This window comes from Dactylosporangium darangshiense, assembly GCF_039537565.1.
GTDB lineage: Bacteria > Actinomycetota > Actinomycetes > Mycobacteriales > Micromonosporaceae > Dactylosporangium > Dactylosporangium darangshiense.
The window spans coordinates 122,859-147,202 of record NZ_BAABAT010000013.1 but is presented as its reverse complement, the minus strand read 5'-3'; the positions used below and the strand labels follow the sequence as shown (position 1 = coordinate 147,202).

The 24,344-nt window shown below is 72.3% G+C and carries 24 protein-coding genes, 8 tRNA genes and 1 pseudogene; 21 read left to right on the top strand and 12 right to left on the bottom strand.

All coding sequences use genetic code 11. The annotated features are described in order from the left end of the window. Window positions 1-59 precede the first annotated feature (59 nt). From ABD901_RS59100 to ABD901_RS24585, 3 genes and pseudogenes are all read left to right on the top strand, one after another. Window positions 60-800, top strand: a pseudogene (locus ABD901_RS59100) (DEAD/DEAH box helicase); the annotation flags it as partial. 101 nt (window positions 801-901) lie between these two features. Further along, window positions 902-1,849 (top strand): MHYT domain-containing protein, encoded by a 948-nt coding sequence (locus tag ABD901_RS24590; protein ID WP_345129485.1) that lies wholly within the window; start codon window positions 902-904, stop codon window positions 1,847-1,849. A 344-nt stretch (window positions 1,850-2,193) separates the two neighbouring features. Then, window positions 2,194-4,677: a glycogen/starch/alpha-glucan phosphorylase gene (locus tag ABD901_RS24585; RefSeq protein WP_345129484.1), complete on the top strand. Its 2,484-nt coding sequence runs from the start codon at window positions 2,194-2,196 to the stop codon at window positions 4,675-4,677. On the opposite strand, the gene ABD901_RS24580 is transcribed toward ABD901_RS24585, so the two are convergent. Next, complete coding sequence (locus tag ABD901_RS24580; RefSeq protein ID WP_345129483.1) at window positions 4,663-5,574, bottom strand: 5'-3' exonuclease; 912 nt, start codon at window positions 5,572-5,574, stop codon at window positions 4,663-4,665. The two genes, ABD901_RS24585 and ABD901_RS24580, sit on opposite strands and share 15 nt — an antisense overlap. 13 nt (window positions 5,575-5,587) lie before the next feature. Next, window positions 5,588-6,535: an anti-sigma factor RsbA family regulatory protein gene (locus ABD901_RS24575; protein ID WP_345129482.1), complete on the bottom strand. Its 948-nt coding sequence runs from the start codon at window positions 6,533-6,535 to the stop codon at window positions 5,588-5,590. A gap of 144 nt (window positions 6,536-6,679) precedes the next feature. Here ABD901_RS24575 and ABD901_RS24570 point away from each other — a divergent pair, with 144 nt between their 5' ends. Genes ABD901_RS24570 through ABD901_RS24560 form a run of 3 tightly spaced genes read left to right on the top strand, consistent with a single transcriptional unit; the run spans window position 6,680 to window position 9,393 of the window. After that, on the top strand, window positions 6,680-7,783 hold the full coding sequence (locus tag ABD901_RS24570; RefSeq protein ID WP_345129481.1) for a M24 family metallopeptidase: 1,104 nt from the start codon (window positions 6,680-6,682) through the stop codon (window positions 7,781-7,783). Next, entirely contained in the window at window positions 7,780-8,916 is a 1,137-nt protein-coding gene (locus ABD901_RS24565) for an acyl-CoA dehydrogenase family protein (protein ID WP_345129480.1), read from the top strand. Before ABD901_RS24570 ends, ABD901_RS24565 begins: the two co-directional genes overlap by 4 nt. Window positions 8,917-8,946: 30 nt before the next feature. Beyond that, complete coding sequence (locus ABD901_RS24560) at window positions 8,947-9,393, top strand: Lrp/AsnC family transcriptional regulator (protein ID WP_345129479.1); 447 nt, start codon at window positions 8,947-8,949, stop codon at window positions 9,391-9,393. Here ABD901_RS24560 and ABD901_RS24555 read toward each other — a convergent pair. After that, window positions 9,374-10,063: an HAD family hydrolase gene (locus ABD901_RS24555; RefSeq protein WP_345129478.1), complete on the bottom strand. Its 690-nt coding sequence runs from the start codon at window positions 10,061-10,063 to the stop codon at window positions 9,374-9,376. The two genes, ABD901_RS24560 and ABD901_RS24555, sit on opposite strands and share 20 nt — an antisense overlap. Before the next feature lie 37 nt (window positions 10,064-10,100). Here ABD901_RS24555 and ABD901_RS24550 point away from each other — a divergent pair, with 37 nt between their 5' ends. After that, entirely contained in the window at window positions 10,101-10,673 is a 573-nt protein-coding gene (locus tag ABD901_RS24550) for a histidine phosphatase family protein (RefSeq protein ID WP_345129477.1), read from the top strand. A 384-nt stretch (window positions 10,674-11,057) separates the two neighbouring features. On the opposite strand, the gene ABD901_RS24545 is transcribed toward ABD901_RS24550, so the two are convergent. Then, window positions 11,058-11,582, bottom strand: coding sequence for a GNAT family N-acetyltransferase (locus ABD901_RS24545; RefSeq protein WP_345129476.1), 525 nt, complete (start codon window positions 11,580-11,582; stop codon window positions 11,058-11,060). 470 nt (window positions 11,583-12,052) lie between these two features. Between ABD901_RS24545 and ABD901_RS24540 the strand changes: the two genes are divergently transcribed. The 9 genes from ABD901_RS24540 to ABD901_RS24500 all read left to right on the top strand — a co-directional run bounded on the left by ABD901_RS24540 (window position 12,053) and on the right by ABD901_RS24500 (window position 13,376). Then, window positions 12,053-12,124 (top strand) — tRNA-Asp (locus ABD901_RS24540). Between the two features lie 18 nt (window positions 12,125-12,142). Next, window positions 12,143-12,217 (top strand) — tRNA-Gly (locus ABD901_RS24535). Window positions 12,218-12,231: 14 nt separating this feature from the next. Continuing rightward, window positions 12,232-12,304, top strand: a tRNA-Leu gene (locus tag ABD901_RS24530). Between the two features lie 23 nt (window positions 12,305-12,327). Next, window positions 12,328-12,403: transfer RNA gene (locus ABD901_RS24525), tRNA-Glu, on the top strand. 38 nt (window positions 12,404-12,441) lie between these two features. Continuing rightward, window positions 12,442-12,518, top strand: a tRNA-Met gene (locus ABD901_RS24520). A gap of 54 nt (window positions 12,519-12,572) precedes the next feature. After that, window positions 12,573-12,655, top strand: a tRNA-Tyr gene (locus tag ABD901_RS24515). Window positions 12,656-12,661: 6 nt separating this feature from the next. Next, window positions 12,662-12,735, top strand: a tRNA-Arg gene (locus ABD901_RS24510). Between the two features lie 11 nt (window positions 12,736-12,746). Further along, a tRNA-Cys gene (locus ABD901_RS24505) sits at window positions 12,747-12,818 on the top strand. Between the two features lie 57 nt (window positions 12,819-12,875). After that, window positions 12,876-13,376, top strand: a complete 501-nt coding sequence (locus ABD901_RS24500) for an HAD domain-containing protein (RefSeq protein ID WP_345129475.1) — start codon at window positions 12,876-12,878, stop codon at window positions 13,374-13,376. On the opposite strand, the gene ABD901_RS24495 is transcribed toward ABD901_RS24500, so the two are convergent. Beyond that, the gene (locus ABD901_RS24495) at window positions 13,360-14,172 is read right to left on the bottom strand and encodes a hypothetical protein (protein WP_345129474.1); all 813 of its coding nucleotides are present in this window, start codon (window positions 14,170-14,172) and stop codon (window positions 13,360-13,362) included. The two genes, ABD901_RS24500 and ABD901_RS24495, sit on opposite strands and share 17 nt — an antisense overlap. Beyond that, window positions 14,169-14,690 carry a sigma-70 family RNA polymerase sigma factor gene (locus tag ABD901_RS24490; RefSeq protein WP_345129473.1) on the bottom strand — a complete coding sequence of 174 codons (522 nt, stop codon included), beginning with the start codon at window positions 14,688-14,690 and terminating at the stop codon, window positions 14,169-14,171. Before ABD901_RS24490 ends, ABD901_RS24495 begins: the two co-directional genes overlap by 4 nt. A gap of 128 nt (window positions 14,691-14,818) precedes the next feature. Between ABD901_RS24490 and ABD901_RS24485 the strand changes: the two genes are divergently transcribed. Beyond that, window positions 14,819-16,450 (top strand): LLM class flavin-dependent oxidoreductase, encoded by a 1,632-nt coding sequence (locus ABD901_RS24485; RefSeq protein ID WP_345129472.1) that lies wholly within the window; start codon window positions 14,819-14,821, stop codon window positions 16,448-16,450. On the opposite strand, the gene ABD901_RS24480 is transcribed toward ABD901_RS24485, so the two are convergent. After that, a complete protein-coding gene (locus tag ABD901_RS24480; protein WP_345129471.1) occupies window positions 16,451-17,380 on the bottom strand; it encodes an SDR family NAD(P)-dependent oxidoreductase in 930 nt (309 codons plus the stop codon). Window positions 17,381-17,382: 2 nt separating this feature from the next. Then, window positions 17,383-18,306 (bottom strand): SDR family NAD(P)-dependent oxidoreductase, encoded by a 924-nt coding sequence (locus tag ABD901_RS24475; protein ID WP_345129470.1) that lies wholly within the window; start codon window positions 18,304-18,306, stop codon window positions 17,383-17,385. Between the two features lie 106 nt (window positions 18,307-18,412). On the opposite strand from ABD901_RS24475, the gene ABD901_RS24470 reads away from it, so the two are divergent. Next, entirely contained in the window at window positions 18,413-18,979 is a 567-nt protein-coding gene (locus ABD901_RS24470) for a TetR/AcrR family transcriptional regulator (RefSeq protein ID WP_345129469.1), read from the top strand. Window positions 18,980-18,982: 3 nt separating this feature from the next. Here ABD901_RS24470 and ABD901_RS24465 read toward each other — a convergent pair whose 3' ends face one another. Together ABD901_RS24465 and ABD901_RS24460 are read right to left on the bottom strand one after the other, a co-directional pair. Further along, window positions 18,983-19,474: an LURP-one-related/scramblase family protein gene (locus ABD901_RS24465; protein WP_345129468.1), complete on the bottom strand. Its 492-nt coding sequence runs from the start codon at window positions 19,472-19,474 to the stop codon at window positions 18,983-18,985. Between the two features lie 27 nt (window positions 19,475-19,501). Then, entirely contained in the window at window positions 19,502-19,639 is a 138-nt protein-coding gene (locus ABD901_RS24460) for a hypothetical protein (RefSeq protein WP_345129467.1), read from the bottom strand. 47 nt (window positions 19,640-19,686) lie between these two features. On the opposite strand from ABD901_RS24460, the gene ABD901_RS24455 reads away from it, so the two are divergent. Both ABD901_RS24455 and ABD901_RS24450 read left to right on the top strand, forming a co-directional pair. Beyond that, window positions 19,687-20,535, top strand: coding sequence for a helix-turn-helix domain-containing protein (locus tag ABD901_RS24455; RefSeq protein WP_345129466.1), 849 nt, complete (start codon window positions 19,687-19,689; stop codon window positions 20,533-20,535). A gap of 132 nt (window positions 20,536-20,667) precedes the next feature. After that, the gene (locus tag ABD901_RS24450) at window positions 20,668-21,252 is read left to right on the top strand and encodes a DUF4240 domain-containing protein (RefSeq protein WP_345129465.1); all 585 of its coding nucleotides are present in this window, start codon (window positions 20,668-20,670) and stop codon (window positions 21,250-21,252) included. A 13-nt stretch (window positions 21,253-21,265) separates the two neighbouring features. On the opposite strand, the gene ABD901_RS24445 is transcribed toward ABD901_RS24450, so the two are convergent. After that, a complete protein-coding gene (locus ABD901_RS24445; RefSeq protein ID WP_345129464.1) occupies window positions 21,266-22,192 on the bottom strand; it encodes an NHL repeat-containing protein in 927 nt (308 codons plus the stop codon). A 119-nt stretch (window positions 22,193-22,311) separates the two neighbouring features. Then, on the bottom strand, window positions 22,312-22,890 hold the full coding sequence (locus ABD901_RS24440) for a C40 family peptidase (protein ID WP_345129463.1): 579 nt from the start codon (window positions 22,888-22,890) through the stop codon (window positions 22,312-22,314). 620 nt (window positions 22,891-23,510) lie between these two features. On the opposite strand from ABD901_RS24440, the gene ABD901_RS24435 reads away from it, so the two are divergent. Beyond that, window positions 23,511-24,344 (top strand): hypothetical protein, encoded by an 834-nt coding sequence (locus tag ABD901_RS24435; RefSeq protein WP_345129462.1) that lies wholly within the window; start codon window positions 23,511-23,513, stop codon window positions 24,342-24,344.

The following is a 24,344-nucleotide window of genomic DNA, read 5'->3' as shown; positions in this document are numbered from 1 at the left end:
CGCCCGCCGACCGCGGCCGCCCCGCGCGGGCCCGCAACGCCGCGGCCGCCGACGACCACGAGCTCGACGCGCTGCGCGCCTCCCTGCGCCGCCACCCCTGCCACCGCTGCCCGGAGCGCGAGGACCACGCCCGCTGGGCCGAGCGGCGCTGGCGCCTGGACCGCGACACCGAGGGCCTGCGGGGCAAGGTCGCCAGCCGCACCGGCTCCCTGGCCCGCACCTTCGACCGGGTGTGCGGGCTGCTCACCGACCGCGGGTACCTCAACGCCGAGGGCGGCGTCACCGACGCGGGCCGGATGCTCGCCCGCATCTGGTCGGAGACCGACCTGCTCGTCGCCGAGTGCCTGCGCCGCGGCGTGTGGGACAAGCTCGGCCCGGCCGAGCTCGCCGCCGCCGCCAGCGTGCTGGTCTACGAGGCCCGCCGCGAGGCCGAGGACCGCGCCTCGGTGCCGCGCGGCGAGGTCACCGACGCCATCGACACCACCCTGAAGCTGTGGGCGGACCTGCGCGACGACGAGGACTCGCGGGGCCTGCAGCTGACGCGGGAGCTCGACCTGGGCTTCGCGTGGCCGATGTACCGCTGGGCCCGCGGCGAGTCCCTCACCAAGGTCCTCGGCAGCGTCCACGGCCTCGAGGGCGACATGCCGGCCGGCGACTTCGTGCGCTGGTCCCGGCAGGTCCTCGACCTGCTCGGGCAGCTGTCCGACGCCGCCGGCGCGCCCGAGCCGGTGCGCCGCACCGCCCGCCAGGCGATGACCGCCGTGACACGCGGCGTTCTGGCGTACAGCGTCATGGGCTGATCACTCAGCGATTTTTCCGTTCCCGCGGGTGATGCGGATTAGAAAAAAACGTTCGGATCCGCAATGATGCTCTCGCCGGTGCCTGGGTTGGAGGGGGACTCGTGGGTCAGCTGCACCATTTCACGTACGGCGCGATCACCCCGATTTTCGCCTACGCCATGTCATTTCTGGGTTCGCTGCTCGGTCTCGTGAGCACAGCGCGCGCCCGGGCCGCCACCGACACCCGCCGCCGCGCCTGGCTGCTCGTTCTCGCCGCCTGGTCGATCGGCGGCACCGGCATCTGGGTCATGCACTTCATGGCCATGGTCGGCTTCAGCGTGCAGGACAGCCCGCTGCGTTACGACGTGCCGACCACGGTCGCGAGCTTCTTCATCGCCGTCGTGACGGTCGGCGTCGGCCTGTTCATCGTCGGCCTGGGCAAGCCCAAGCTGTGGAAGGTCCTCGTCGGCGGCCCGATCACCGGCGTATCCGTCGCGTTCATGCATTACACGGGCATGGCCGCGATGAACGTCAACGGCAATTTCGAGTACAAGAGCAACCTCTACATCGCCTCCTACGCCATCGCCGTCGTGGCCGCCACGGTCGCCCTGTGGTTCACGATCGTCGTGCGCGGCATGCTCGCCACCACCGCCGCCGCGGCCGTCATGGGCGTCGCCGTCTGCGGCATGCACTACACCGGCATGTACGCGATGCAGGTCCACCTCAACCACGACGTCACCCCGCTGCACGGCGTCGACGTCAACTGGTTCCTCGCCCCGATCGTCCTGTTCGTCCTGGTCGTGGTCATCGCCCTGGCCAGCGCGGTCATGGCCGTGCCGTCGGAGCGCGAGCAGGCCGAGGCCGCCGCCGTCCGCGAGAAGATCGCCGCCGGCCAGGCAATGCGCTCCAGCGGCGGCCCGGTCTTCGGCGGCGGCTCCAACAGCACCTCCTCCTCCACCACCACCACGCCGCCGCCGGCGCCGGGCCAGGGCGGTAAGGCGCCCGGTCAGGCTTTCGCCGCGCGCGCCGCGAACGGCATCGCCGACGCCCGTCGCCAGCGCGGCCGCTGACCTCACCTGCGTCACCATCTCCGCCGACCCCCGCCTCGCCGCGGGGGTCGCGCTGTTTCCCGACAAGTCGGGCGCTGGCGCGCCACGACTTGTCGGATTTATACCCCGACAGGTGGTAAATCTGTATAGTGCGCGGTGCCGCGCTTCTCGATCTGCATTCATGTTATTTCACGCCCAAACGGAGCGTTTTCCGCAATCGTGGCGAGATAGTGCCTAAATAGGTATGTTCTGCTTGTTCGTGGCCGGTGGGTCCTGACGGAGTGTGGGTGGAGCGAAGCTCCCCCACCGCGAGCGCAGGGAGCCAAATGCCCAGAGGCGGGCGCCGCGCGCGGGATACTCAAGAGGTGACCGATGCCCGGCCCCGCCCCAGAATGCGTTCCGTCGGCAGCACGCTCGAGGACTTCGAACGGGACCTGTTCAGCAACCTGTACTTCCAGCGCGGCACCACGATCGAGTCGGCCAGCGGCTCCGACGGCTACCACACGCTCGCGCTCACGGTCCGCGACCGGCTCGTCGAGCGCTACGCCCGCACGGCCGCCGCGCACTACGACGCCAACCCGCGGTTCGTGTACTACCTGTCCGCCGAGTACCTGCTCGGGCGGCAGCTGCGGCAGAACCTGCTGTACAGCGACACCGAGCGCTTCGTGCACCCCATCGCCGAGGACCTCGGGGTCACCCTCGAGGACCTCGAGAGCTACGACGTCGAGCCGGGGCTGGGCAACGGCGGGCTCGGGCGGCTCGCCGCGTGCCTGCTGGACTCGATGGCGACGCTGGACATCCCGGCCGTCGGCTACGGCATCCGCTACGAGTTCGGCATCTTCAAGCAGGGATTCCGCGACGGCGCGCAGGTCGAGCGGCCCGACGACTGGACGTTCTACGGCAACCCGTGGGAGTTCTCGGCGCCCGACGACCGGCAGGTGATCGGCTTCTACGGCACGACCGCCCGCGCCCTGGACGACCCGTCCGGGCTGCGCCGGCAGTGGACGCCCGGCGAGACCGTGCGCGGCGAGCCGAGCCACATGCTCGTGCCCGGGTACGGCACGCAGACGGTCAACATCATCCGGCTGTGGCAGGCGCGCGCCAGCCGCGAGTCGTTCGACCTGTCGCGCTTCGGGGCCGGGCAGTACAAGGAGGCCGTCGAGGACATCGTGCGGGCCGAGAACATCAGCAAGGTGCTGTATCCGGACGACAGCACCGAGCAGGGCCGCGAGCTGCGCCTGAAGCAGCAGTACTTCCTCGTGGCCTGCTCCCTGCGCGACATCATCCGCCGCTACCGGCTGCGCAACTCCGGCTGGGACGCCTTCCCGGCCAAGGTCGTCATCCAGCTCAACGACACCCACCCGGTCATGGCGGTCACCGAGCTCATGCGGCTGCTCGTCGACGAGCACCACCTCGACTGGGACCTGGCCTGGTCGATCACCCGCCGCACGTTCAACTACACCTGCCACACACTGCTGCCCGAGGCCCTGGAGACGTGGCCGGTGTCGCTGCTGGAGCGGCTGCTGCCCCGGCACATGGAGATCATCTACGCGATCAACTACTTCTTCCTGCAGGAGGTCGAGGCGACGTACCCGGGCGACGCCGACCGCATCCGCCGGCTCTCGATCATCCAGGAGGAGCCCGAGAAGCGGGTCCGCATGGCGCACCTCGCGGTCGTGGCGAGCACCGCCGTCAACGGCGTCGCCGAGCTGCACACCCGGCTGCTGCAGGCCACGACCCTGCGCGACTTCGCCGAGCTGTGGCCGCAGAAGTTCCACAACGTCACCAACGGCGTCACGCCCCGCCGGTTCGTGCGCCTGGCCAACCCGCGGCTGTCGGCGCTGATCAGCGAGCGGCTCGGGGGCGAGCAGTGGCTCACCGACCTCGACCGGCTCGACGGGCTCGCGCCGGCCGCCGACGACCCGGCGTTCCTGGAGCGCTGGCGGGCCGCCAAGCGCGCCAACAAGGCCGACCTCGCCAAGCAGGTCGAGAAGTCCACGGGCGTCGTCATCGACCCCGACGCGCTGTGCGACGTGATGATCAAGCGCTTCCACGAGTACAAACGGCAGCATTTGAAGCTCTTGCACGTGATCACGCTGTTCAACCGCATCCGCGAGAATCCGGACCTGGACCTCGTGCCCCGCACGGTGCTCTTCGGCGGCAAGGCGGCGCCCGGGTACCACTCGATGAAGCTGCTGATCCGGCTCGTCAACGCGGTCGCGGACGCGGTGAACACCGACCCGCTGGTGTCGCGGCACCTGAAGGTCGTGCTGCTGCCCGACTACAACGTCTCCCGCGCACAGGTGATCATCCCGGCCGCCGACCTGTCGGAGCAGATCTCCCTCGCCGGCAAGGAGGCCTCGGGCACGGGCAACATGAAGCTCGCCCTCAACGGCGCGGTGACGATCGGCACGCTCGACGGCGCGAACATCGAGATCCGCGACCGGGTCGGCGCGGAGAACTTCTTCCTGTTCGGCCTCGACGCGCACGAGGCGGCCGAGGCCCGCCGCGACTACCACCCGCGGGAGTACTACGAACGCGACCCGGAGCTGCGCGCCGCCGTCGACGCGATCGCCGGCGGCATGTTCGCCAAGGGCGACCGCGGCCTGTTCGGCCCGGTGGTCGACGCGATGCTCGGCCGCGACGAGTACCTGGCCCTGGCCGACTACCGCGCCTACCTCGAGTGCCAGGACCGGATCGAGCAGGCGTGGCGCGACCCGGACGGCTGGGCCCGCATGTCGGTGCTGAACGCGGCCCGGTGCGGCTTCTTCTCCTCCGACCGCACCGTGCGCGACTACTGCGACCTGATCTGGCGGGTGGAGCCGGTCCGCGTCCTAGATGGCGGCTAGGGCATCCACGATTCGCTTGGTGGCCCCGGCCAGCCCCCACCGCTCGGCGAGCTCGACGAGCCGGTCGGGGTCGGCCGGGGAGGTGGGCAGCTTCGTCGACAGCGGCGGGATCGGCACGGTGCGCGAGACGGCGACGACGTCGCGGGCGCTGGCCAGGTACTCCCGGCCGGCCTCCAGCTTGCCGCGCAGCCCCGGCGCGAAGCCCGACGCCGGGTCGTCGAGCGCGGCCAGGATGCCGTCGAGGCCGCCGTAGCGGTCAACGAGCCGGGCCGCGGTCTTCTCCCCGACGCCGGCGACGCCGGGCAGGCCGTCGCTGGGGTCGCCGCGCAGCGCCGCGAGGTCGGCGTAGCCGGCGGCGGGCACCCCGTACTTGGCGTGCAGGCCGGCGTTGTCGAGGACCTCGAGCTTGGCGACGCCGCGGCCGCAGTACAGCACCCGGATCGGTTTGCTGTCCTCGATGAGCTGGAAGAGGTCCCGGTCGCCGGTGGCCACCTCGACCGGCCCCGGCTCGCGGGCCGCCAGGGTGCCGATGACGTCGTCGGCCTCGAAGTCGTGCGCGCCCACGGCGGTGATGCCCAGCGCCGCGAGGAAGTCGAGGATCACGGGCACCTGGGCCTCGAGGGCCGCCGGGACCTCCTCGCCGCCGGCGGGGGTCAGCCGGTGCGCCTTGTACGACGGCAGCAGCGCGACCCGCCAGGCCGGGCGCCAGCTCTCGTCGAGGCAGCACACCATGCGGTCGGGTCCGCGGCCGCGGATCAGCGTGGAGAGCATGTCCAGGAAGCCGCGCACGGCGTTGACCGGGGTGCCGTCGGGGGCCTTCGCGGCGGCCTCGGGCACCCCGAAGTACGCACGGAAATAGAGGCTGGCGGAGTCGATCAGCAGCAACGGTCGGTCCACCCGGCCAGACTACTCACCGCAACACGTGGATGCGGGTCGTGGTGCCCGTGGCATCGGTGTGCCGCTGTACCAGATCCGCCAGGAAATGGACCATGACCAGCCCGCGGCCCCGGCCGGCCGGCGGGCGCAGGCGGCCGATCATCACGTCGGTGATGTGGCCGAAGTCGCGCACCTCGCACACCACCCGGTCGTCGTCGAACCAGGTGCGCAGCGTGCCGGAGCCGCCGCCGTGCTGGATGCTGTTGGTCGCCAGCTCGTTCACCGCGCTCTGCAGGTCGACGATGCGGTCCGGCGGCAGGTCGGCGTCCAGCCCCACCTCGGCGACCCGGCGCCGCACGTCGACGAGGCCGGCCAGCTCGAAGCGCATCGTGGTCGCGCCGGCCGGCGGCTCGGGCAGCGGCGTGTTGTAGGCCTCGGCGATGCCGTAGGGGTCGTAGGCGTCGCTGGGGAAGCGCCCGGTCTCGTTGGCCACGATCGGGTGGGTGGCGAAGGCGTCGCGGACGCGGCCGGGCTCCAGGCGGGACACGTCGTACGGGCACAGGATCGTCGCCTCGCGCCCGGCGAACGCGACGTTGACCATCGCCTCGTGCTGCACGCACGCCGGATACTCCGCCGGGGTGCGCGCGGGCCAGATCGGCTCGCCGATGATGCGGACCCGCCGGCCGGCGTGCTCATCCATGAACTTGCTCAGCACCCACGGGATGATCCGGCCCGGGTTGCGCCCGGCCTCGGTCAGGTCGATGAAGCACACGCTGTCGGCGAAGGCGCCCAGTCGCTCGCGCAGCATCGCGACGTTGGCCGGCGGCACGGCGACGGCGGTGGGCTCGTCGCAGGAGAAGCCTTCGTAGATGAACTTCATCGTGCCGGCGAGGAAGCTCGACGCGCCGTCGTACAGTAACGCCTCATGCACGAACGGGCCTGCGACCCGGTCGCTGGGCGTCGGCGCGGCAGCGAGGTTCATCGTCTCGATTCGGCGACAGCTTCGGGTTGGCCCTTTACTCAACCTAAGGCCGCATATTACGCCACTGTCCGCCTTCGAACACCTATCTCCGCTCCTGGGACACTCGGCTACCACGAAAAACCAAACGACCGTTAAGCTGGTGATGTGGAGCTGTACACATCCGACCGGCTGGCCGCCGCCCGCCGCGCCGCCGCCGAGGCCGGGCTCGACGCGCTGCTCATCGGGCCGAGCGCCGACCTGCGATACCTGACCGGATACGACGCGCACGCCCTGGAGCGGCTCACCCTGCTCGTGCTGCCCGCCGACGGCGACGCCACACTCATCGTCCCGCGCCTGGAGCGCCCCGCCGCCGAGGCCTCCCCGGCCGAGTCCGTCGGCGTGCGGCTCGTCGACCACGAGGACGGCACCGACCCCTACGGCATCGTCCAGGACCTCCTCGGCGACCGCGCCAAGACCGTCGGCCTCGGCGACCGCATGTGGGCCGAGCAGGTCCTCGCCCTGCGCGACGCGCTGCCCGACGCCGCACAGGCCCTCGCCGGCGCCGTGCTGCGCGGCCTGCGCCTGCGCAAGACCCCGGCCGAGGTCGAGGCGCTGCGCCGCGCCGGGCGCGCCATCGACGCCGTCCACGAGCGGATGGGTGAGTGGCTGCGGCCCGGGCGCACCGAGGCCGAGGTCGCCGCGGACATCGCCGCCGGCATCCGCGAGGCCGGCCACGCCACCGTCGAGTTCACGATCGTCGCCGCCGGGCCCAACGGCGCCAGCCCGCACCACGGCGTCTCCGACCGGGTGATCGTCGCGGGGGAGCCCGTCGTCGTCGACATCGGCGGCGCCATGCCCGACGGCTACTGCTCCGACTCGACGCGGGTGTACTGCGTCGGCGAGCCGCCGGCCGAGTTCGCCGCCTACTACGCGGTCCTGCACGAGGCCCAGCGGGCCGCCGTCGCTGCCGTGCGCCCCGGCGTGACCGCCGAGTCCGTCGACGCCGCCGCCCGCGACCTCATCGCCGGCGCCGGCTTCGGCCCGCAGTTCCTGCACCGCACCGGCCACGGCATCGGCCTGGACGGCCACGAGGACCCCTACATCGTGGCCGGCAACGCCACCGCGCTGGAGCCGGGCATGGCGTTCTCGATCGAGCCCGGCATCTACCTCGCCGGTCGCCATGGCGCCCGGATCGAGGACATCGTCGTGTGCACCGACGACGGCGTCGAGCGCCTCAACACCATCGACACGGAGCTGGTGATCCTATGACCGTGCAACGCCCGTTCCTGTCTGACGAAGGGCAGGCGTTGATCGGGCTGGTGCGCGAGATCGCGGACGGCGAGCTGGCGCCGAGGGTGGACGAGTTCGAGGCCGAGCGGCGCTTCCCGCGCGAGCTGTTCCGCCTGCTCGGCCGGGCCGGCCTGCTCGGCCTGCCCTACCCGGAGGAGCACGGCGGTGGCGGCGTGCCCTACGAGCTGTACCTGCAGGTCCTCGAGGAGATCGCGGCCCGCTGGCTGGCCGTCGCCGAGGGCGTCTCCGTGCACAGCCTGTCGTGCTACCCGCTGGCGGCCTACGGCTCCGAGCTGCAGCGCAAGAAGCACCTGCCGGACATGCTCGGCGGCGAGCTGCTCGGCGCCTACTGCCTGTCGGAGCCCCACAGCGGATCGGACGCCGCGGCGCTGAAGACCCGCGCGGAGGCCGGACCGGACGGTTTTGTCGTCCGCGGTACCAAGGCCTGGATCACCCACGCCGGCCGGGCCGACTTCTACAACGTCTTCGTGCGCACCGGCGGCCCCGGCGCGTCCGGCATCTCCTGCCTGCTGGTCGACGCCGCGACCCCCGGCCTGCTGCCGCAGCCCCCGGAGAAGACGATGGGCCTGCGCTCCTCGGTCGTCGCCCAGCTCGTCCTCGACGGCGCGGCCGTCGGCGCCGACCGGCTCATCGGCGAGGAGGGCGGCGGCTTCCGGATCGCGCTGAGCGCCCTGGACGGCGGCCGCCTCGGCATCGCCGCGTGCGCGGTCGGCCTCGCCCAGGCGGCCCTCGACTACGCGGCGGCCTACGCCAAGGAGCGCGAGCAGTTCGGCCGCCCGATCGCCGAGTTCCAGGGCGTCGGCTTCATGCTCGCCGACATGGCGACGCAGATCGCCGCGGCCCGCGCGTTGTACCTGGCCGCCGCCCGCCTGCGCGACGCCGGCCTGCCGCACAGCGCCGAGGCCGCGAAGGCGAAGCTCTTCTGCACCGACACCGCGATGCGCGTCACCACGGACGCGGTGCAGGTGCTCGGCGGCGCCGGTTACGTCTCGGACCACCCGGTCGAGCGGTACATGCGCGAGGCCAAGGTGCTGCAGATCTTCGAAGGGACGAACCAGATCCAGCGCCTGGTGATCTCCCGGTCTCTTTAGTCACTTGCCGTTCAGGTTATGGTTCGGACCGTGGAAGAGACCGATCGCGCGATCGTGGCGGCACTGGCCGTCGACGGCCGCCTGTCCTACACCGACCTGGCCGAGCGGGTCGGGCTGTCGGTGTCGGCGGTGCACCAGCGGGTGCGCCGCCTCGAGCAGCGCGGCGTCATCAAGGGCTACTCCGCCCGCGTCGACCACGACGCGCTCGGCCTCTCGCTGACCGCGTTCGTCGCGATCCGCCCCCTCGACCCGTCCCAGCCCGACGACGCCCCCGACCGCCTGGCGAAGCTCCCGCAGATCGAGTCCTGCTACTCGGTCGCGGGCGAGGACTTCTACATGCTGCTCGTGCGCGTGGAGAACCCCCTGGCGCTGGAGCGCCTGCTGCAGGAGATCCGCTCCGCGGCCAACGTCACCACACGCACCACGGTCGTGCTGTCCACGCCGTACGAGAACCGCCCTAACGCGCGGCAGCCTTGATCGCCTCTTCGACACGCCCGGTGTCGCTGAGGTCCGCCAGGGCCACATGCGCCCCGGCGCTCTGCAGCTCGGCCACCGTGTAGCGCCCGGTGGCCACCCCGACGACGCCGGCCCCACTGCTCAGCGCCGCCCCGACGTCCTCGGGCGTGTCCCCGACCAGCACGATCCGGTCGTAGTCACGCCCGAACCGGAGCCGCGCATTGGCCCGGGCGATCCCGACGAGCTCGGCCCTGATTTCGTGGCTCCACCCGTAGGCGCCCGCGTCAAGATCCAGATGCGCGGTCAACCCGAACGGCCCGAGCTTGACCTCGGCGATCCGCCGCACATTGCCGGTCAGCAGCGACTGGACCGTCCGCGCCTTGACCGCCGCGAGCGCCGCGGCCGCCCCCGGCAGCGCCCGCCCACGCTCCGGCAGCAGGTGCGCCAGCTCGTCGAGCGCCGCCTCGGCCCCTTCCCGCAGGTCCTCGAGGTGCCGCGCGGTGACCTCGACCCCGTTGAACCGCAGCATGTCGATCGCGATCGCCCGGTCGGTCCGCCCCGCCATCGGCGGCTGATGCCGCACCGGCACCCCGAATCGCCGCAGGAACGCCAGGTCGTACGCTTCCCGCCCCAGCCCGTCCACGTCGACCAGCGTGTGGTCCACGTCCCAGAGCACCAGAACCCCGTCCATCGCGTGCAGCGTAGCCGGAAACCGGCACAATACGAGGATGGGAGAGATCGTGGTCGTACGGCATGGCCAAACCGAGTGGAGCGCCGCGGGCCGGCACACCTCCACCACCGACCTGGACCTCACCCGCGAGGGCGAGTCCCGCGCACGGGCCCTGTCCCGCGCCTTGCGGAACCGCTCGTTCGTGGCCGTTGTGAGCAGCCCGAGGCGCCGCGCCCGCCGCACCGCCGAGCTGGCCGGCCTGACCGTGACCGACGTCGACAACGACGTCGCGGAGTGGGACTACGGCGCCTACGAGGGCCGCACCACCGCCGACATCCACGCCGAGGCCCCTGGCTGGGACCTGTGGCGCGAGGGCTGCCCCGGCGGCGAGACCCCGCAGCAGGTCGCTGACCGCCTGGACCGCGTCCTGGCCAAGCTCCGTCCGATGCTCGCCCTGGGCGACGTGGCGGTGGTGAGCCACGGCCACGCCTCCCGCTCGCTGGCCGCGCGATGGCTCGAGCAGCCGATCGCGTTCGGCGCCCACCTGACGCTGGGCACCGCCACGATCTCGGTGCTCGGCCACGAGCACGAAATCCCGTCGCTGCACCAGTGGAACGCCCCACCGTCGTAGCCACCACCTCACGCGCGTGGCGACGACCGCACGCGCGTCGCGACGACCACCGCATGCGCGGCGACGGCCGCGGCAGGTGCCTTGCGGCCACCGCCCTGGTCCGTCGCGCCACACACGCGTGCCTCGGCAGCCACCGCACGTGCATCGCGACCAACACGCGCACCATGCGCGCGCTTCGCGACTACCGCGCGCGCATGGCTGCGAGCGGGCGTCGAAGCCGTGAATCCTGGTGCCGAAGCCGCCGATACGTGGTCGCCTGGCCGGAGTTGGCGACACGGGTCCCGGCGGTGCCGGCTCCGCTCTTTGCTCTTTCACCGTACCCGACGCCACCTAACTGACCTTGGTGACGTTCGCGCAGAGTGATGGGACGATAGCAATCAGCTGTTACGTGAGGGTGATCCAGTAGCGGCGGGTGCGGCCGAGCCAGGTGTCGCGGATGTCCTCCAGGACGCCGCCGCAGTGTTCGATGACCCGTGCCGATGCCGGGTTGGACTCGTCGCAGGTCAGCAGGGCGCGGTCCAGGCCCGTTGCCGTGGCCTCGCGGATCACCTCGCGCAACGCCCACGTGGCCACGCCGCGGCCGCGGGACGACGGGCGGATGCCGTAGCCGATGTTGCCGCCGGCCTCGAGGAGCTTCGGGGTCAGGCGGTGGCGCAGCGAGATCGCGCCCAGGATGTCCTCGTCCTCGGCGATCCACCAGTACGTCGCGGGCACGCGGTCGTCGGGGTAGACGAAAGCGTTGCCGGGCTGGGCGTTGAGCCACGTGACCCACGCCGCGAAGCCCTCCGGTGAGTCGACGTCGTGCTCGGGGGAGAGGCCGCTGCCGTGCTGGGTGGCGCCGGCCCAGTCGTCGCGGGCGGCGAGCCAGGCCTTGTGGCGGTCCGCCGTAGGGGTGATCAACTGCGGCATACGGGGCACCGTACCTCCTTGCGGGGTGCGCGGGGTGACCGCCTCGGGTCGACGTGCATCACCGGCTGCTTCGGGCTCGGCAAGTTCGGGTGTGCGCGATCGCGTATCAGTGCGGCCGATGAAGTCGCGATAAATGCATTGTGCGATCGCTGCGGAATGCGTACTGTATTCATCAGCACCGGGGAACACCCGGGGCTCGAAGCCGGAGAGTTCGAGAGTGAAGGAGATGGCCATGAAGCGGCACGCCGAGCTTGGTCTCATCGCCGCTCTTGATTGTCGCGAAGGCTATGGTCGCCTTGACGGCGGTTACCTCCCTGGTCGGTGGAGCAGCTAGCACGCTCGCTAGCGACGCCTCCGCCGCCCACCCCACCGGGGACCGGGCGGTTTTTTCGTGCACCCTCCGATATTGGGTGCAAGCACGACATTGACAATTCAATAGTGGATGGCGTCTATTTTCGAGCAATTCTCAAGCCGTCGTAGCTCAGTGGAAGAGCAAGGCCCTGTCGAGGCCGAGGTCGCCGGTTCAAATCCGGTCGGCGGTGCGCAAGGAACTCACTCACGCGGTCGTAGCTCAGTCAGGTCAGAGCGTCGCCTCGCCATGGCGAAGGTCCCGGGTTCGAGTCCCGGCTGCCGCTCGTAGCACAACCACGCCCTCGTAGCCCAAAGGCAGAGGCACGACGTTGAGGACGTCGACGGTGCGCGTTCGACTCGCGCCGGGGGCACGCAAGACAGCGCACGACCACCTGGCGCGGTGGACGAATTTGGGAGAGTCGCCTGGTTTTCACCCAGGACATGTGCGGGTTCGAGTCCCGTCCGCGCTACGCACCACAGCAAGACCAGCACGCCAGCAAGACCCGGAAGCAGGGTGGAGGAGCTCGGTCGTCCTCGCCGGCCTCATAAGCCGGAGATCGCGGTGTTCAAATCCCGCCCCTGCGACGCTGTTGCCATCACCGAGCCGGCCGGTCAACGGGGGCCGACCGGCTCAACCACGCGGGCGCGTCGACGTCGGAGAGTCGAGGTTGGCTGTAAACCAGCTGCTCAGCGCTGAGGGGGTTCGAATCCCTCCGCCCGCACGTCAAGCCTTCGTAGCTCAGCGGAATAGAGCATCAGGTTCCGAACCTGAAGGCCGCTGGTTCGAGTCCAGCCGGAGGCGCGCACCAGCACGGCCATATGCCCGAGTGGTCCAGGGAGTCGCCTGCAAAGCGACACACGCCGGTTCGATTCCGGCTGTGGCCTCAAGCCCGGCGCCGCCATCCACTATGGACGGTGAGCCGGACGGGGGACAATCGCACCATGGACGCTGCCGAACCGCCCGTGTGGCTGCTCGATGTCGACGGCGTCATCAACGTGCGGCGCCCGCGCTGGAGCGCCGCACCGCACAAGGGCGTCGCCGTCGCCGAGGGGGTCGGCTGGCCGTTGCGGTGGGCGCCCGCCCTCGTCGCGCGGATCCGGCGGCTGCACCGCGACGGCGTCGTCGAGGCCCGGTGGTGCTCCACCTGGTGTGCCTGGCCGACCGAGATCGAGCGCGCCCTGCGGATGCCGCCCCTGCCCCGCGCGTTCGGCGACGTGCCCGACTTCTCCGTCGCCAAGCTCGCCGCCGCCCGCGCCGTGCTCCTCGGCGGGCGGCGGCTCGTCTGGACCGACGACGTCGTGGTGCCCGAGCCCGGCCCGCTGCGCGACGAGTTCACCGCCGGCGGCCGCGCCCTGCTGATCCGCCCCGACCCGCGCCACGGCCTGACCCCCTCCCACATGGACGAGATCGAGCGTTGGGCGCGCCTCACGGGTACAGCGTGACCCGGTAGTCCGTCGCGATCGACTGCAGCTGCGTGCGGTCGACCGGTTCGGACGAGCCCTCGAACTCGAACCCCACCGTCACCGTCGAGCCGTCCCGGTTGTCCACGGCCACGATCGTGCGCACCAGGCCCGGCGCCTCGCCCGTGATGACGGTCGTGAGGACGGGCGCGCCCTGCGGCCCGGACCCCCATCGGCACGACACGTGCGGCCCGTACCCGGCCGGATCGCCCGGCGACGGCGGCGTCGCCGTCGGCGTGCAGGTCGTGTCCGCGTAGCGCCGCATCAGGCTCACCGACAGCGTGCCATGGCCCTTCGCGGTGCGGACTGTCTGCTCGGTCTCGTAGAACGACGAGCCGGCGATCGAGCCCGCCCGGTCGATCACGAGCGGCTGCTCCTTGCGCTCCACCACGAACGGCCCGTCGAGGCGCACGCCGGGAATCGCGCCCTGCACCGCCGCGTCGATCGCGGCCGCCAGCCGCTGCCGCGCGTGCTCCGTGGCCTCCGTCGGCTCCACACCGAGCGGTGTGCGCGTCGGGCGCGCCCCCGCCGTGCCCGGCCCGGAGCCGCTCGGCGCGACGGCGGCGCCGCTCGGCCGCCCCGGTGACGGGGCGGGGCCGGGGGAGGCCAGGGCGGTCGCGCCGACGACGAGCAGCACGGCCGCCGCCGCACCCGCGCCCCCGCCGGCCAGGCGCCGGGCCAGCGTCCGGCGGCGATAGCCCGCGATCAGCTCGTCGACGGTGTGCTTCGCCGCGGGCTCCGGCCCGATCGTTTCCTCGAACATCGTTCGGTACGTCATGACTCCCGCCTCCCCGCCGGATGCTGCACGGACGCCATGGCGCGCAGCGTCTCCAGGCCGCGCGCCGTCTGGCTCTTCACGGTTCCGATCGAGATGCCCAGCGCCTCGGCGGTGTCCTCGACGGACAGGTCGCAGTAGAAGCGCAGCACCAGCACGGCCCGGCGGCGCGGGCCGAGCTGGGCCAGGTATGCGTCCAGGGTCAGCCGGTCCACCGTCCCCGCGTCGGCGGCGGCGCTGACCGGATGTTCGTAGTCGGCGTCGAAGTCCGCGGGCCGCTCGCGCCGCCATGGTCTTCGCCGCTCGTCGAGCAGGGCGCGCACGAGCATCGTGCTGACGTACGCGTCCAGGTTGACGATCGCCGATCGCCGCGGCCACTGCCGGTACAGCCGGCCGAGCATGGTGGCGACGACGTCCTCGGCCAGGTCCCAGTCGCGGCACAGCAGGTAGGCGGTGCGCCGCCAGCCCGCCATGCGCACGGTCGCGAAGTCGCGGAACTCCGCCTCGTCCGATGCCTTCAACGCGCCTCCCCGGTTCCCTGGCAGAGAAGACGGAGCGCTGGGCCCGGCGGGTTGCCGGTACGGTGAGACGGACCACTTTGGCGCATCGACGTTTTGCCCGTGAACGTTCTGCGTGGAATATTATCTGCATGACCGACTATGGCCACGAGCTGAGCTTCGGGACCTTCCTGCCGCCCGACGCCGCCGGTGCAGCCGAGACGCTGCGGCTCGCCGTGCGCACCGAGGAGCTCGGGCTGGACCTGGCCAGCGTCCAGGACCACCCCTACCAGGCGCGCTTCCTCGACGCCTGGACCCTGCTGTCGGTGATCGCCGCTCAGACCGAGCGCATCTCCGTCTTCCCCAACGTCGCCAACCTGCCGCTGCGCCCGCCCGCGGTGCTCGCGCGGGCCGCGGCCAGCCTGGACCTGCTCACCGGGGGCCGGGTCGAGCTCGGTCTCGGCGCCGGCGCCTTCTGGGACGCGATCGCCGGCATGGGCGGGCCGCGCCGGGGCGCCGCCGAGTCGTTGCGCGCCCTGGAGGAGGCGATCGCCGTCATGCGCGCGCTGTGGAGCGACGAGCGCTCGGCGCGCGTCGAGGGGGAGCACTACCGGCTGCAGGGTGCGCACCCCGGGCCCGGCGCCGCGCACGACATCGGGATCTGGGTCGGCGGCTACAAGCCGCGCATGCTGTCGCTGATCGGGCGGCTGGCCGACGGGTGGCTGCCCAGCGCGCCGTACCTGCCGCCGGACCAGCTCGCCGAGGCCAACCGGCGCATCGACGAGGCCGCCGAGGCCGCGGGCCGGCGCCCCGAGGACGTGCGGCGGCTGTACAACATCGTGGGCTCGTTCCGCGGCGACGGCCGGGAGTTCCTGCAGGGCCCGCCGAAGGTGTGGGTCGAGCAGCTCGCCGAGCTGGCCGTGACCGAGGGCATGAGCGCCTTCGTCCTGATGGTCTCGCCGGGCGCCGACTCGGATCTGGAGCGCTTCGCGTTGGAGGTCGCGCCGGCGGTACGCGAGCTGGTGGCCGCCGAGCGCACGCACCCGTCGGGAGGCGACCCCGCGCTCGCGCTGGATACCGATAAAGGCGATAAATCGGAAATGTCCGGCGTGCCGGACATTTCCGAAGACGAACGCGAAGACCAGCGCGACGGCGCTGGGAACGGGCGGGCCGTGCGGGTGCTCAACGAGACCCTGGCCACGCCGACGCCCGACGACGGGGTCCGGCTGTCGCAGACGCGGCTGTGGGACGAGTCGGAGCGGCCGGCGGGACCCGACAGCGACCTCAGCGTCAGGTACAGCGCCCGGCAGAAGGCGTCGGGGCAGCATCTCGTCGACGTGCACAACCACCTGCGGGAAGAGCTGGCGCAGGTGCGGGACCTCGTCGAGCAGGTCGCGGCCGGAGCCCTGGACCTGGGGCGGGCGCGGTCGATGATCAACACGATGGCGATGCGGCAGAACAACTGGACGCTCGGGACCTACTGCGAGAGCTACTGCCGGGTCGTCACCACGCACCACACGATCGAGGACGTCAGCCTGTTCCCGCGCCTGCGGGCGGCCGACCCCCGGCTCGTGCCGGTCGTCGACCGCCTGGAGGCGGAGCACCACGTCATCGCCGAGGTCCTCGAGCGGGTCGACGCGGCCCTCGTCGCGATGGTGTCCGACCCGGACGGCATCACGGCGGTGCGGGGAGCGGTCGACCTGCTCACCGACACGCTCCTGTCGCACCTGTCGTACGAGGAGCGCGAGCTGGTCGAGCCGCTCAGCCGCTACAACGTGATGTGACTACAAGGTGATGTGCAGCGTGTCGAGCGTGACGTCCCACAGGCGGGATGCCGCAGACGGGTCGAGCGCGTAGGCCGCGACGCCGGTGCGGGTGCCGGGCTGGTTGGGCGCGGCCTCGTTGCAGTCGTCGTAGTACCTGCCGCCGACGCCCTCGGCGGTCGGTGACGCGGCCAGCAGCACCGAGGTCGCGGCGCCCTGCTGCGGCGTCTTCCACGCGATCTCCTTGCCGCCGTTGGCCTCCTGGACCGACCGCACGAGCGCGTCGATGTCGACGTGGCGCTGCAGGTTGGTCCGGATGCCGCCGGGGTGGAGGGCGTTGACCCGGATGCCGTCGCCGGACCACCGCCGGTCGGCCTCGACGGCGAAGAGGACGTTCGCCGTCTTCGACTGGCCGTAGGCGAGCCACGGGTCGTACTCGCGGACGTCGAAGTGGATGTCGTCGAACACGACGGGCGAGCGCAGGTGGGCCGAGGAGCTCACCGCGACGACCCGGGCGCCGTTGGCGGCCCGCAGTGCCGGCAGCAGGCCGGCGGCGAGGGCGAAGTGGCCGAGGTGGTTGGTGGCGAACTGCATCTCCCAGCCCTGCGGCGTGCGGGCGAGGGGCGAGGCCATGACGCCCGCGTTGTTGACGAGGATGTGCAGCGGGCCCTCCCACGCGCCGGCGAAGGCGCGCACGGAGTCCTGGTCGGCGAGGTCCAGCCGGCCGACGTGGATCTGCTTGTTGCCGGTGTCGGCGACGAGGTCGGCGGCGGTGCGCTCGCCGGCCTCGGTGTTGCGCACGGCGATGGTGACCTCGGCGCCGGCGGCGGCGAGAGCGCGCGCGGTCTCGATGCCGATGCCGGACGCGCCACCGGTGACGACGGCGCGCTTGCCGGTGAGGTCGACGCCGTCGAGGACCTCGGCGGCGGTGGTCTCGAATCCGAACGACATGGTCAGGCTCCGATCAGAACGTAGGAGAGGTCCCAGAGGCGGGCGGCCGCGTCGGGGTCGAGGGCGTGTGCGCTGACGCCGGTCATGCCGGCGGTGTGCGGGCGCGCCTCGTTGCAGTCCTCGTAGTACTTGCCGCCGATGCCGTCGACGGCCGGCGAGGCGGCCAGCAGCACCGAGGTGGCGGCGCCCTGCTGCGGGGTCTTCATCCGCCGCGGTTCGCCGGCGCGGGTCTCGCGGGCCAGCCGCTCCAGCTCCGCCGGGTCGACGTGGCGCTGCAGGTTGGTGCGGATCGAGCCCGGGTGCAGGGCGTTGACCCGGATGCCGTCGCCGGACCACCGCCGGTCGGCCTCGACGGCGAAGAGGATGTTGGCCGTCTTGGACTGGCCGTAGGCGCGCCACGGCTCGTACTCGCGCCGCTCGAAGTGGATGTCGTCGAACACGACGGGGGAGAAGTGGTGCGCGCTGGAGCTCACCGCGACGACCCGGGCGCCCTGCGCGGCCCGCAGCGCCGGCAGCAGCCCGGTGGTCAGGGCGAAGTGCCCGAGATGGTTGGTGGCGAACTGCAGCTCCCAGCCCTGCGGCGTGCGCCGCAGGTCCGGCAGCGCCATGACGCCGGCGTTGTTGACCAGGATGTGCAGCGGCCCGTCCCATCCGGCGGCGAAGGCGCGCACGGAGTCCTGCTCGGACAGGTCCAGCGGGGCCACGGACACCTGCTTGTTGCCGGTGTCGGCGATGAGGTCGGCGGCGACGCGCTCGCCGGCCTCGGTGTTGCGCACGGCGATGGTCACCTCGGCGCCAGCCGAGGCGAACACGCGGGCGGTCTCGATGCCGATGCCGGACGCACCACCCGTGACGATCGCCCGCTTGCCGGTGAGGTCGACGCCGGACAGGACCTCGGCGGCGGTGGTTTCGAAGCCAAAAGACATGATCACTCCTTGGTGGGCACCAGCGGTACCATATGAAACGGAGGCGCCTCCAGATGCCTCAACCGTAACCGGAGGGTCCTCCGCTTGCCCCTGTTTGGAGTGTGACGTGAACCACCCGCGACCCATGCGGGCCGACGCGCGGCGCAACCGCGAACGCCTGCTCGAGGCGGCGCTGAAGGCCTTCTCGACCGAGGCGGACGCCGACGTGACCCTGGAGCGGGTGGCGCGCGACGCCGGCGTCGGCATCGGCACCCTCTACCGGCACTTCCCCACGCGGGAGGCATTGGTCGAGGAGGTGTACCGCACGGAGCTCACGCGGCTGTGCGAGTCGGCACCGCGCCTGAGCGCCCAGCTGCCCCCCGTGGAGGCACTGCGCGCCTGGATGGAGGCGTTCATCGACTACCTGGCGACCAAGCGCGGCCTGGCCGAGGCCCTGCGCGCGGTCATCGCGGCCGGCGGGCGCCCGTTCGCGCACAGCCGCGAGCTGCTGCTCGGCGCGCTCGGCGGCCTGCTGCGGGCGGGGGAGGCGGACGGGCTGCGCACCGACGCGGAGCCGGAGGACGTCCTCGTCGCCCTCAACGGCATCTCCCTCGCCGCGGGCGAGCCGGCGCAGCGCGAGCAGGCCGGGCGGCTGCTCGACCTGATCGTCGACGGGCTGCGGGCGCGGGCCTAGCGCCTAGTCGCGGTCGCCCTTCTCGCGCTGCAGCGCGAGCTCCAGCGCCAGGACCGCGCACAGGATGAGCAGGTGGTTCTCGCCCTCGGCGATGTTCACCGCGTAGCTGTCGCGGATGCTCAGCCACCGCTTCGACACCGCCGCCACCTCGCGGCCGCCGCGCTCGACCGTGAACTCGTGGTCGAAGAGGTTCCCGGACATTTCCAGGTCGTCCGGGCCCGGCACGTCGATGGTGAACTTGTCGCGGAACGGCGTGAACAGCTTCTTGGTGACCTCCGCGGCTTCCTCGCCGCCGATCTCAATGCGGTACGTCGGGCGAAGCGAGACGAGCTTGCGCCACACCGAGGCCACCTCGTGCCCGGACGGGTCCTCGATCACGAGCCGGTCCCGCAGGCTCAGCACCTTCCCGTCGACGTGCAGCACCTTGCGCCCGTGGTCGTCCACGACGTCGAAGTCGTCGCCGAGGTCGAAGAAGCGCTCCTTGATGACATACATGCATCGATTGTCGGCCCGCGGCACCACTCACGCCCGCCGGGCGAGCGCCAGGCTGGTCCGCAGGTCCAGGACGGTCCCGCCGCCGAGGTCGTCGAGGGTGCGGGCCTGCTCGTGGTCGTAGATCTGGGCCACCTCGCCCAACCGCGTTGCGTCCACGTCCGTCACGATCTCATGGCCGTGAGTAAGTGGCGCGCCGGTGGTAGGAAGGCGCGGTGCAGATCGCTCGCGTTCCCGGGCCCGCGGTGCGCGGCGTCGTGCTCGGGTACCGCGGGTTCCGCCTGCCGCCGATCGCGACCCGCCGCCGCCTGATCCTGCCCGACGCCATCGCGAAGGTGATGATCGGCCTGGCCGAGCCGGTCCGGGTGCTGCCCGCCGTCGGCGACGGCGCCGCGATGGCGGCCGCGTCGCTGGTCAACCCGCTGCGCGCCACCGCCAGCGTCGGCGAGCACACCGGGCGCATCGAGGGCATCACGGTGCTGTTCGATCCCCTCTCGGCGTACCGCGTCTTCGGCCCGGTCCTCGGCGAGCTCGGCCAGGCTCCGACCGCCCTCGACGACCTGCTGCCCGGCGCCGCCGAGCTCGTCGAGCGCCTCGCCGGGCACCCGCCGGCGCGCGCCGGCTGGGCCGCCCGCTTCCGGCTGCTCGACGACGCGTTCGCCGCCCGCCTCGGCCGCTACGCGGTCGCGCCGGAGGTCGCCGCCGCCTGGTCGCTGCTGCGCGCCCGCGCCGGCCGGGTCGCCACCCGCGACCTCGCGGCCGAGACCGGCTGGAGCGTGCGCCGGCTGCAGCGGCGCTTCGCCGCGCACACGGGCCTGGCTCCGCGGGCCGTCGCCGCCGTGCTCCGGCTGCAGCGCTCCCTGCGGCTGCACGCCGACGGCGCGTCGTGGACCCGGGCCGCCGCCGAGGCCGGCTTCTACGACCAGCCGCAGTTCAACCGGGCGTTCCGGGCCATGGTCGGCCGCACGCCGCGGCAGTTCGAGGCGCAGCGCCGCCGCAGCGACCCGGGCGACGCCGCGGACTTCGTGCCCGGCCAGGTCACCAGCACGCTGCTGTCGCATTAGTACAAGCCCTGGCCGGTCGTACCGGCGCAGAATGGCCGTTCCGCGAACTGCACACGGCGGCCCGGGGGACGGGGGGTGGGCGGGCTGCGGCGGCGACCGCCGCCCGCCCCTGAACCCGCTACCGTGTGCGCCGTGAACGTCGATGAGTTCTGGGCGCTCGTGGAACGCTCCGCGACCGCCGGCCCGTCGCGGGACGCGCGGGAGGACTTCCTGACGCGGCGGCTCACGCGCGCACCCCGCGCCGAGCTGCTCGACTGGGTGCAGCGGCTGGCCGCGACCCGGGAGCCGGCCAACACGTACCGGCTGTGGCGCGCCGCCGAGATCATCATGTACGGCTGGTGCAGTACCGACTCGTTCCACTACTTCCAGATGTGGCTCGTCGGCCTGGGCCGCGCGGCCTACGACGCCGCGATCGCCGACCCCGACTCCCTCGCCGGCGTGCCGGCGGTCCAGCGCCTGGCGGGCCTGGCGTGGGACGACTGGGAGGACGCCGACTTCCCGGAGTGGGAGACCCTCGAGTACGTCGCCGTCGACATCGGCGAGGACCGCGAGGACGTCGCCGACGACGCGCGCACCGTGCTGGAGGACGAGCGCGGCGTGCGGGTGCGCTACGACCCGAGCCCCGACGACCTCGAGTGGCGCGATCTCGAGACCGCCGACCTGGCCGGCCGTTACCCGCGCCTGTGGGCGCTCTTCGGCGCCGGTTGGCGCGGATAACGGCCCGCCCGGCTCAGAAGGCGGCGATGGCCACGGCCGTGTAGGTCGTGTCCGCGGCCGGCGGGGTGGTGAAGCGGGCGTTGGGCAGGTACAGCCGGTGCCCGAACTGCGCGATCGTCGTCGGCACGTCGAAGCGCGGGTCGGTGCGCTGCGCCCGGACCGTGCCGGCCGAGCCGTCGCGGGACAGCTGCACCGCGACGACGGTGTTGTCGCGGTTCTGCACGACGTAGAGCGTGCGGCCGGACAGCCACAGCCCGTCGCCGTTGACGAACGTGCGATCGCCGGTGTCCACCCGCTTCGCCACGCCGGTGCGCGGGTCGATGCGCAGCAGCAGGCCGGTGTTGGACTGCACCGCGATCAGCGCCCGGCCGTCGGGCGTTGCGGCGATGCCGTTGAGGTTGGTCGCGCCCGGGGTGAGCACGAAGTCGCCGCTGAGCGGCAGGGTGGTGAACGTCGCCGGGAGCTCGCCGTGGCGGCCGGCGGCGACCTTGTACAGCACCGCCCGCCGCGAGTCGGTGAAGTACGCGGCGCCGTCCAGGAGTACCACATCGTTGACGAACGTCGTCTCGGTCGTGAACTTGTAGGAGGCGAGAATCGCACCGGTGCGGGTGTCCACGACCCGGGCGTCGCCGCCGCCCCCGCCGGCGACGAACAGCCGGCCGTGGGCGTCGACCTTCATGCCCAGCGAGGCGCTCCCGACCGGCGGGCTGAGCTGCGTCGCGGCGCCGCTCACCAGGTTGATGCGGACGATGCGCCCGTCGGCACGGGAGCCGAAGTAGGCGAAGGGCCCCCGGCCGATCGCGATCCCTTCGGGCTGGAAGCCGTCGGGCAGGCGCAGGGTGATGGGCAGCGGGCGGTCCGCGCCCGATGCGTCGGCTGCCGCCGGTGTGGCCAGCAGCGTGGCCGTGATCGCGGCGGCGAGGGTCAGCACGACTGTCACGCGTCGATGTACGGTCATGTCTTTGCCTACCCCCGTGGCGCGCGGGCGGTTCAGGCCGCAGGATCGCACCCGGGCGGGCATCGAGATGAGCGCATGCCCGCCCGGGTGGGTAACGCCGTTTACAGGAAGCGATATGCGGTGCCGCCGCGCACCGGCGCGACGCGCACGCCGGCCGACGGGTTGGCCGCCTCGACCATCTTGCCGTTGCCGATGTAGATGGCCACGTGCCCCGACGTGTGGATGACGTCGCCGGGCATCCACTGCCCGGACGGGACCTTCCGGCCGCGGGCCGCGATCTGCTCGCTCTGGTGCGGCAGCTTGATGCCGACCTTGGCGTAGGCGGCCATCACGAGGCCGCTGCAGTCGTAGGTGTTCGGGCCGGCGGTCGCGTACACGTAGCGCTTGCCGACCTGGGCCATGGCGAAGGACACCACGGTGCCGGCCGCCCCCGACGGGGGAGCGACGTTGGTCGTGGTCTTGGTCGTCGAGCCGCCCGACTTCGAGCTCTTGCTCGATGTGCTCGTCGTCTTCGACGCGGTCGGCGGCGGGGCGGGCGCCGGCGGGACCGCTGCCTCGGGCCGGGACCTCGCCGCGACGCTCTGGTGCTCGCGGTACGCCCGGTCGGCGCGTTCGTAGGCGGTGAGCAGGGCCTCCTGCTCGTCGAGGGTCAGGGCCGGCGAGCCGTACTCGGCGTTCACGGCCGGCGCCTTGGGTTGCGGGCCGGCTACGGCCGCGGAGGGGCCGAGCCAGACGGTGTACAGGGCAAGGGCTGCGGTGCCTGCTGCGATGCGGTGCCGGGCTTGTACGTGCGGCGGACGCGGCAGCGGCTGGCGAGCGTTCAGTTCGGCTCCACGGTCGGCCCGGTGCACTCTCGCGTGTCTCGGGTGGAGCGCCCGGTGGTGGCGGCGCTGGCCCGAAGTACCGGGCAAAACGGATAGATCTGGCGTGCGACCCCAACTGGGGGCCGTCGGCGACGCTAAGCGAGTAACGCGGCGCTCGCGGACGGTGGTGACATTCCTCACCACCTATCTCACCCACTGATGGGCGCTTATCGTCCGTTATGTCCGGCCGACCGGGCCAACCTTTTCCGGCCGTTAGGACGTCTCGGGAGCGCCTATTCCGGCCGGGCATTTCGATCGCTTTTGCCGCTTCTGCGGCGTTCACGGTTTTTGCGGTACGGCGGGCCACGGACTCCTCCTACTGTGCTGGGTCGATGACACTGTGTCATCGGTATGATCCACAGTTTGGTGGCGTCCTGTACGGTGGAGGAACCGGTGCGCCCCGCCGACGAAGCCCGTGATCGCCTACTCTTGGGCGCATGCCGGCCGAGGTGGTGGGAGCGGCCGAGTCCGACGACGGCCGCTACGTCACGGCCCACGCACACGGCCGCGTGCCCGTGTGGTCCGCCCCCGGCAGGCTGGAGTCCGACTTCGCCGCGCCGCTGGCCGCCCACGACCCGCCCGCGATCCCCGGCCGGCTGATCGCGTTCGTGCGGCCCGCCGGCGCGGACCCGCAGATCGTGGTCGGCGCATGGCTGGGCGGCGTCGCCGGGCACGCGCTCGACGGGGCGGTCCTGTGGCACCGCAAGGACCTCCGCCACGTCGAGCCCGTCGCCGCGCTGCCGGTCGGCGACGGGCGCGTCCTGGCGGGCGTCGTGACCGCGCGCGGCCCGGGGCTCGTGCTCGGCCCGACCGGGGGCACCCGCCACACGATCCGCGGCGCGCGCTTCCTCGCCGGCGGCCCGGACGGCGCCGTGGTGACGCAGGAGCGCGAGACGGTGGCGCTGCGGCCGGCCGCGGACCGCCCGCCCGCCTGGCGCGTCGAGCTCGGGACGTTCGCGCTGCTCGACGCCGTGGTGGGCGAGCAGACCCTGCTGTGCGGCGCCGACGGGCGGCTGCGGCTGGTCGGGGCGGACGGCGCCGAGCGCTGGCGGACCTCGGCGCGGGCGACCGGGCGCATTACGCGAATCCGGATATGTCGGGAAGATGCCGGCTGGCTGTGCCTCACGCAAGGCGGGCGGGTGCAGCACGCCGATGCGGAAGGCGTGCTGCGGCCGGTCGGCGCCGTGCCGTGGGACACGATCGGGTTCGTCGGGCCCGAGCACGTCATCGGGCCGGACGGCGCGCTCACCCGGGTCCGCGGCGCCGATTGA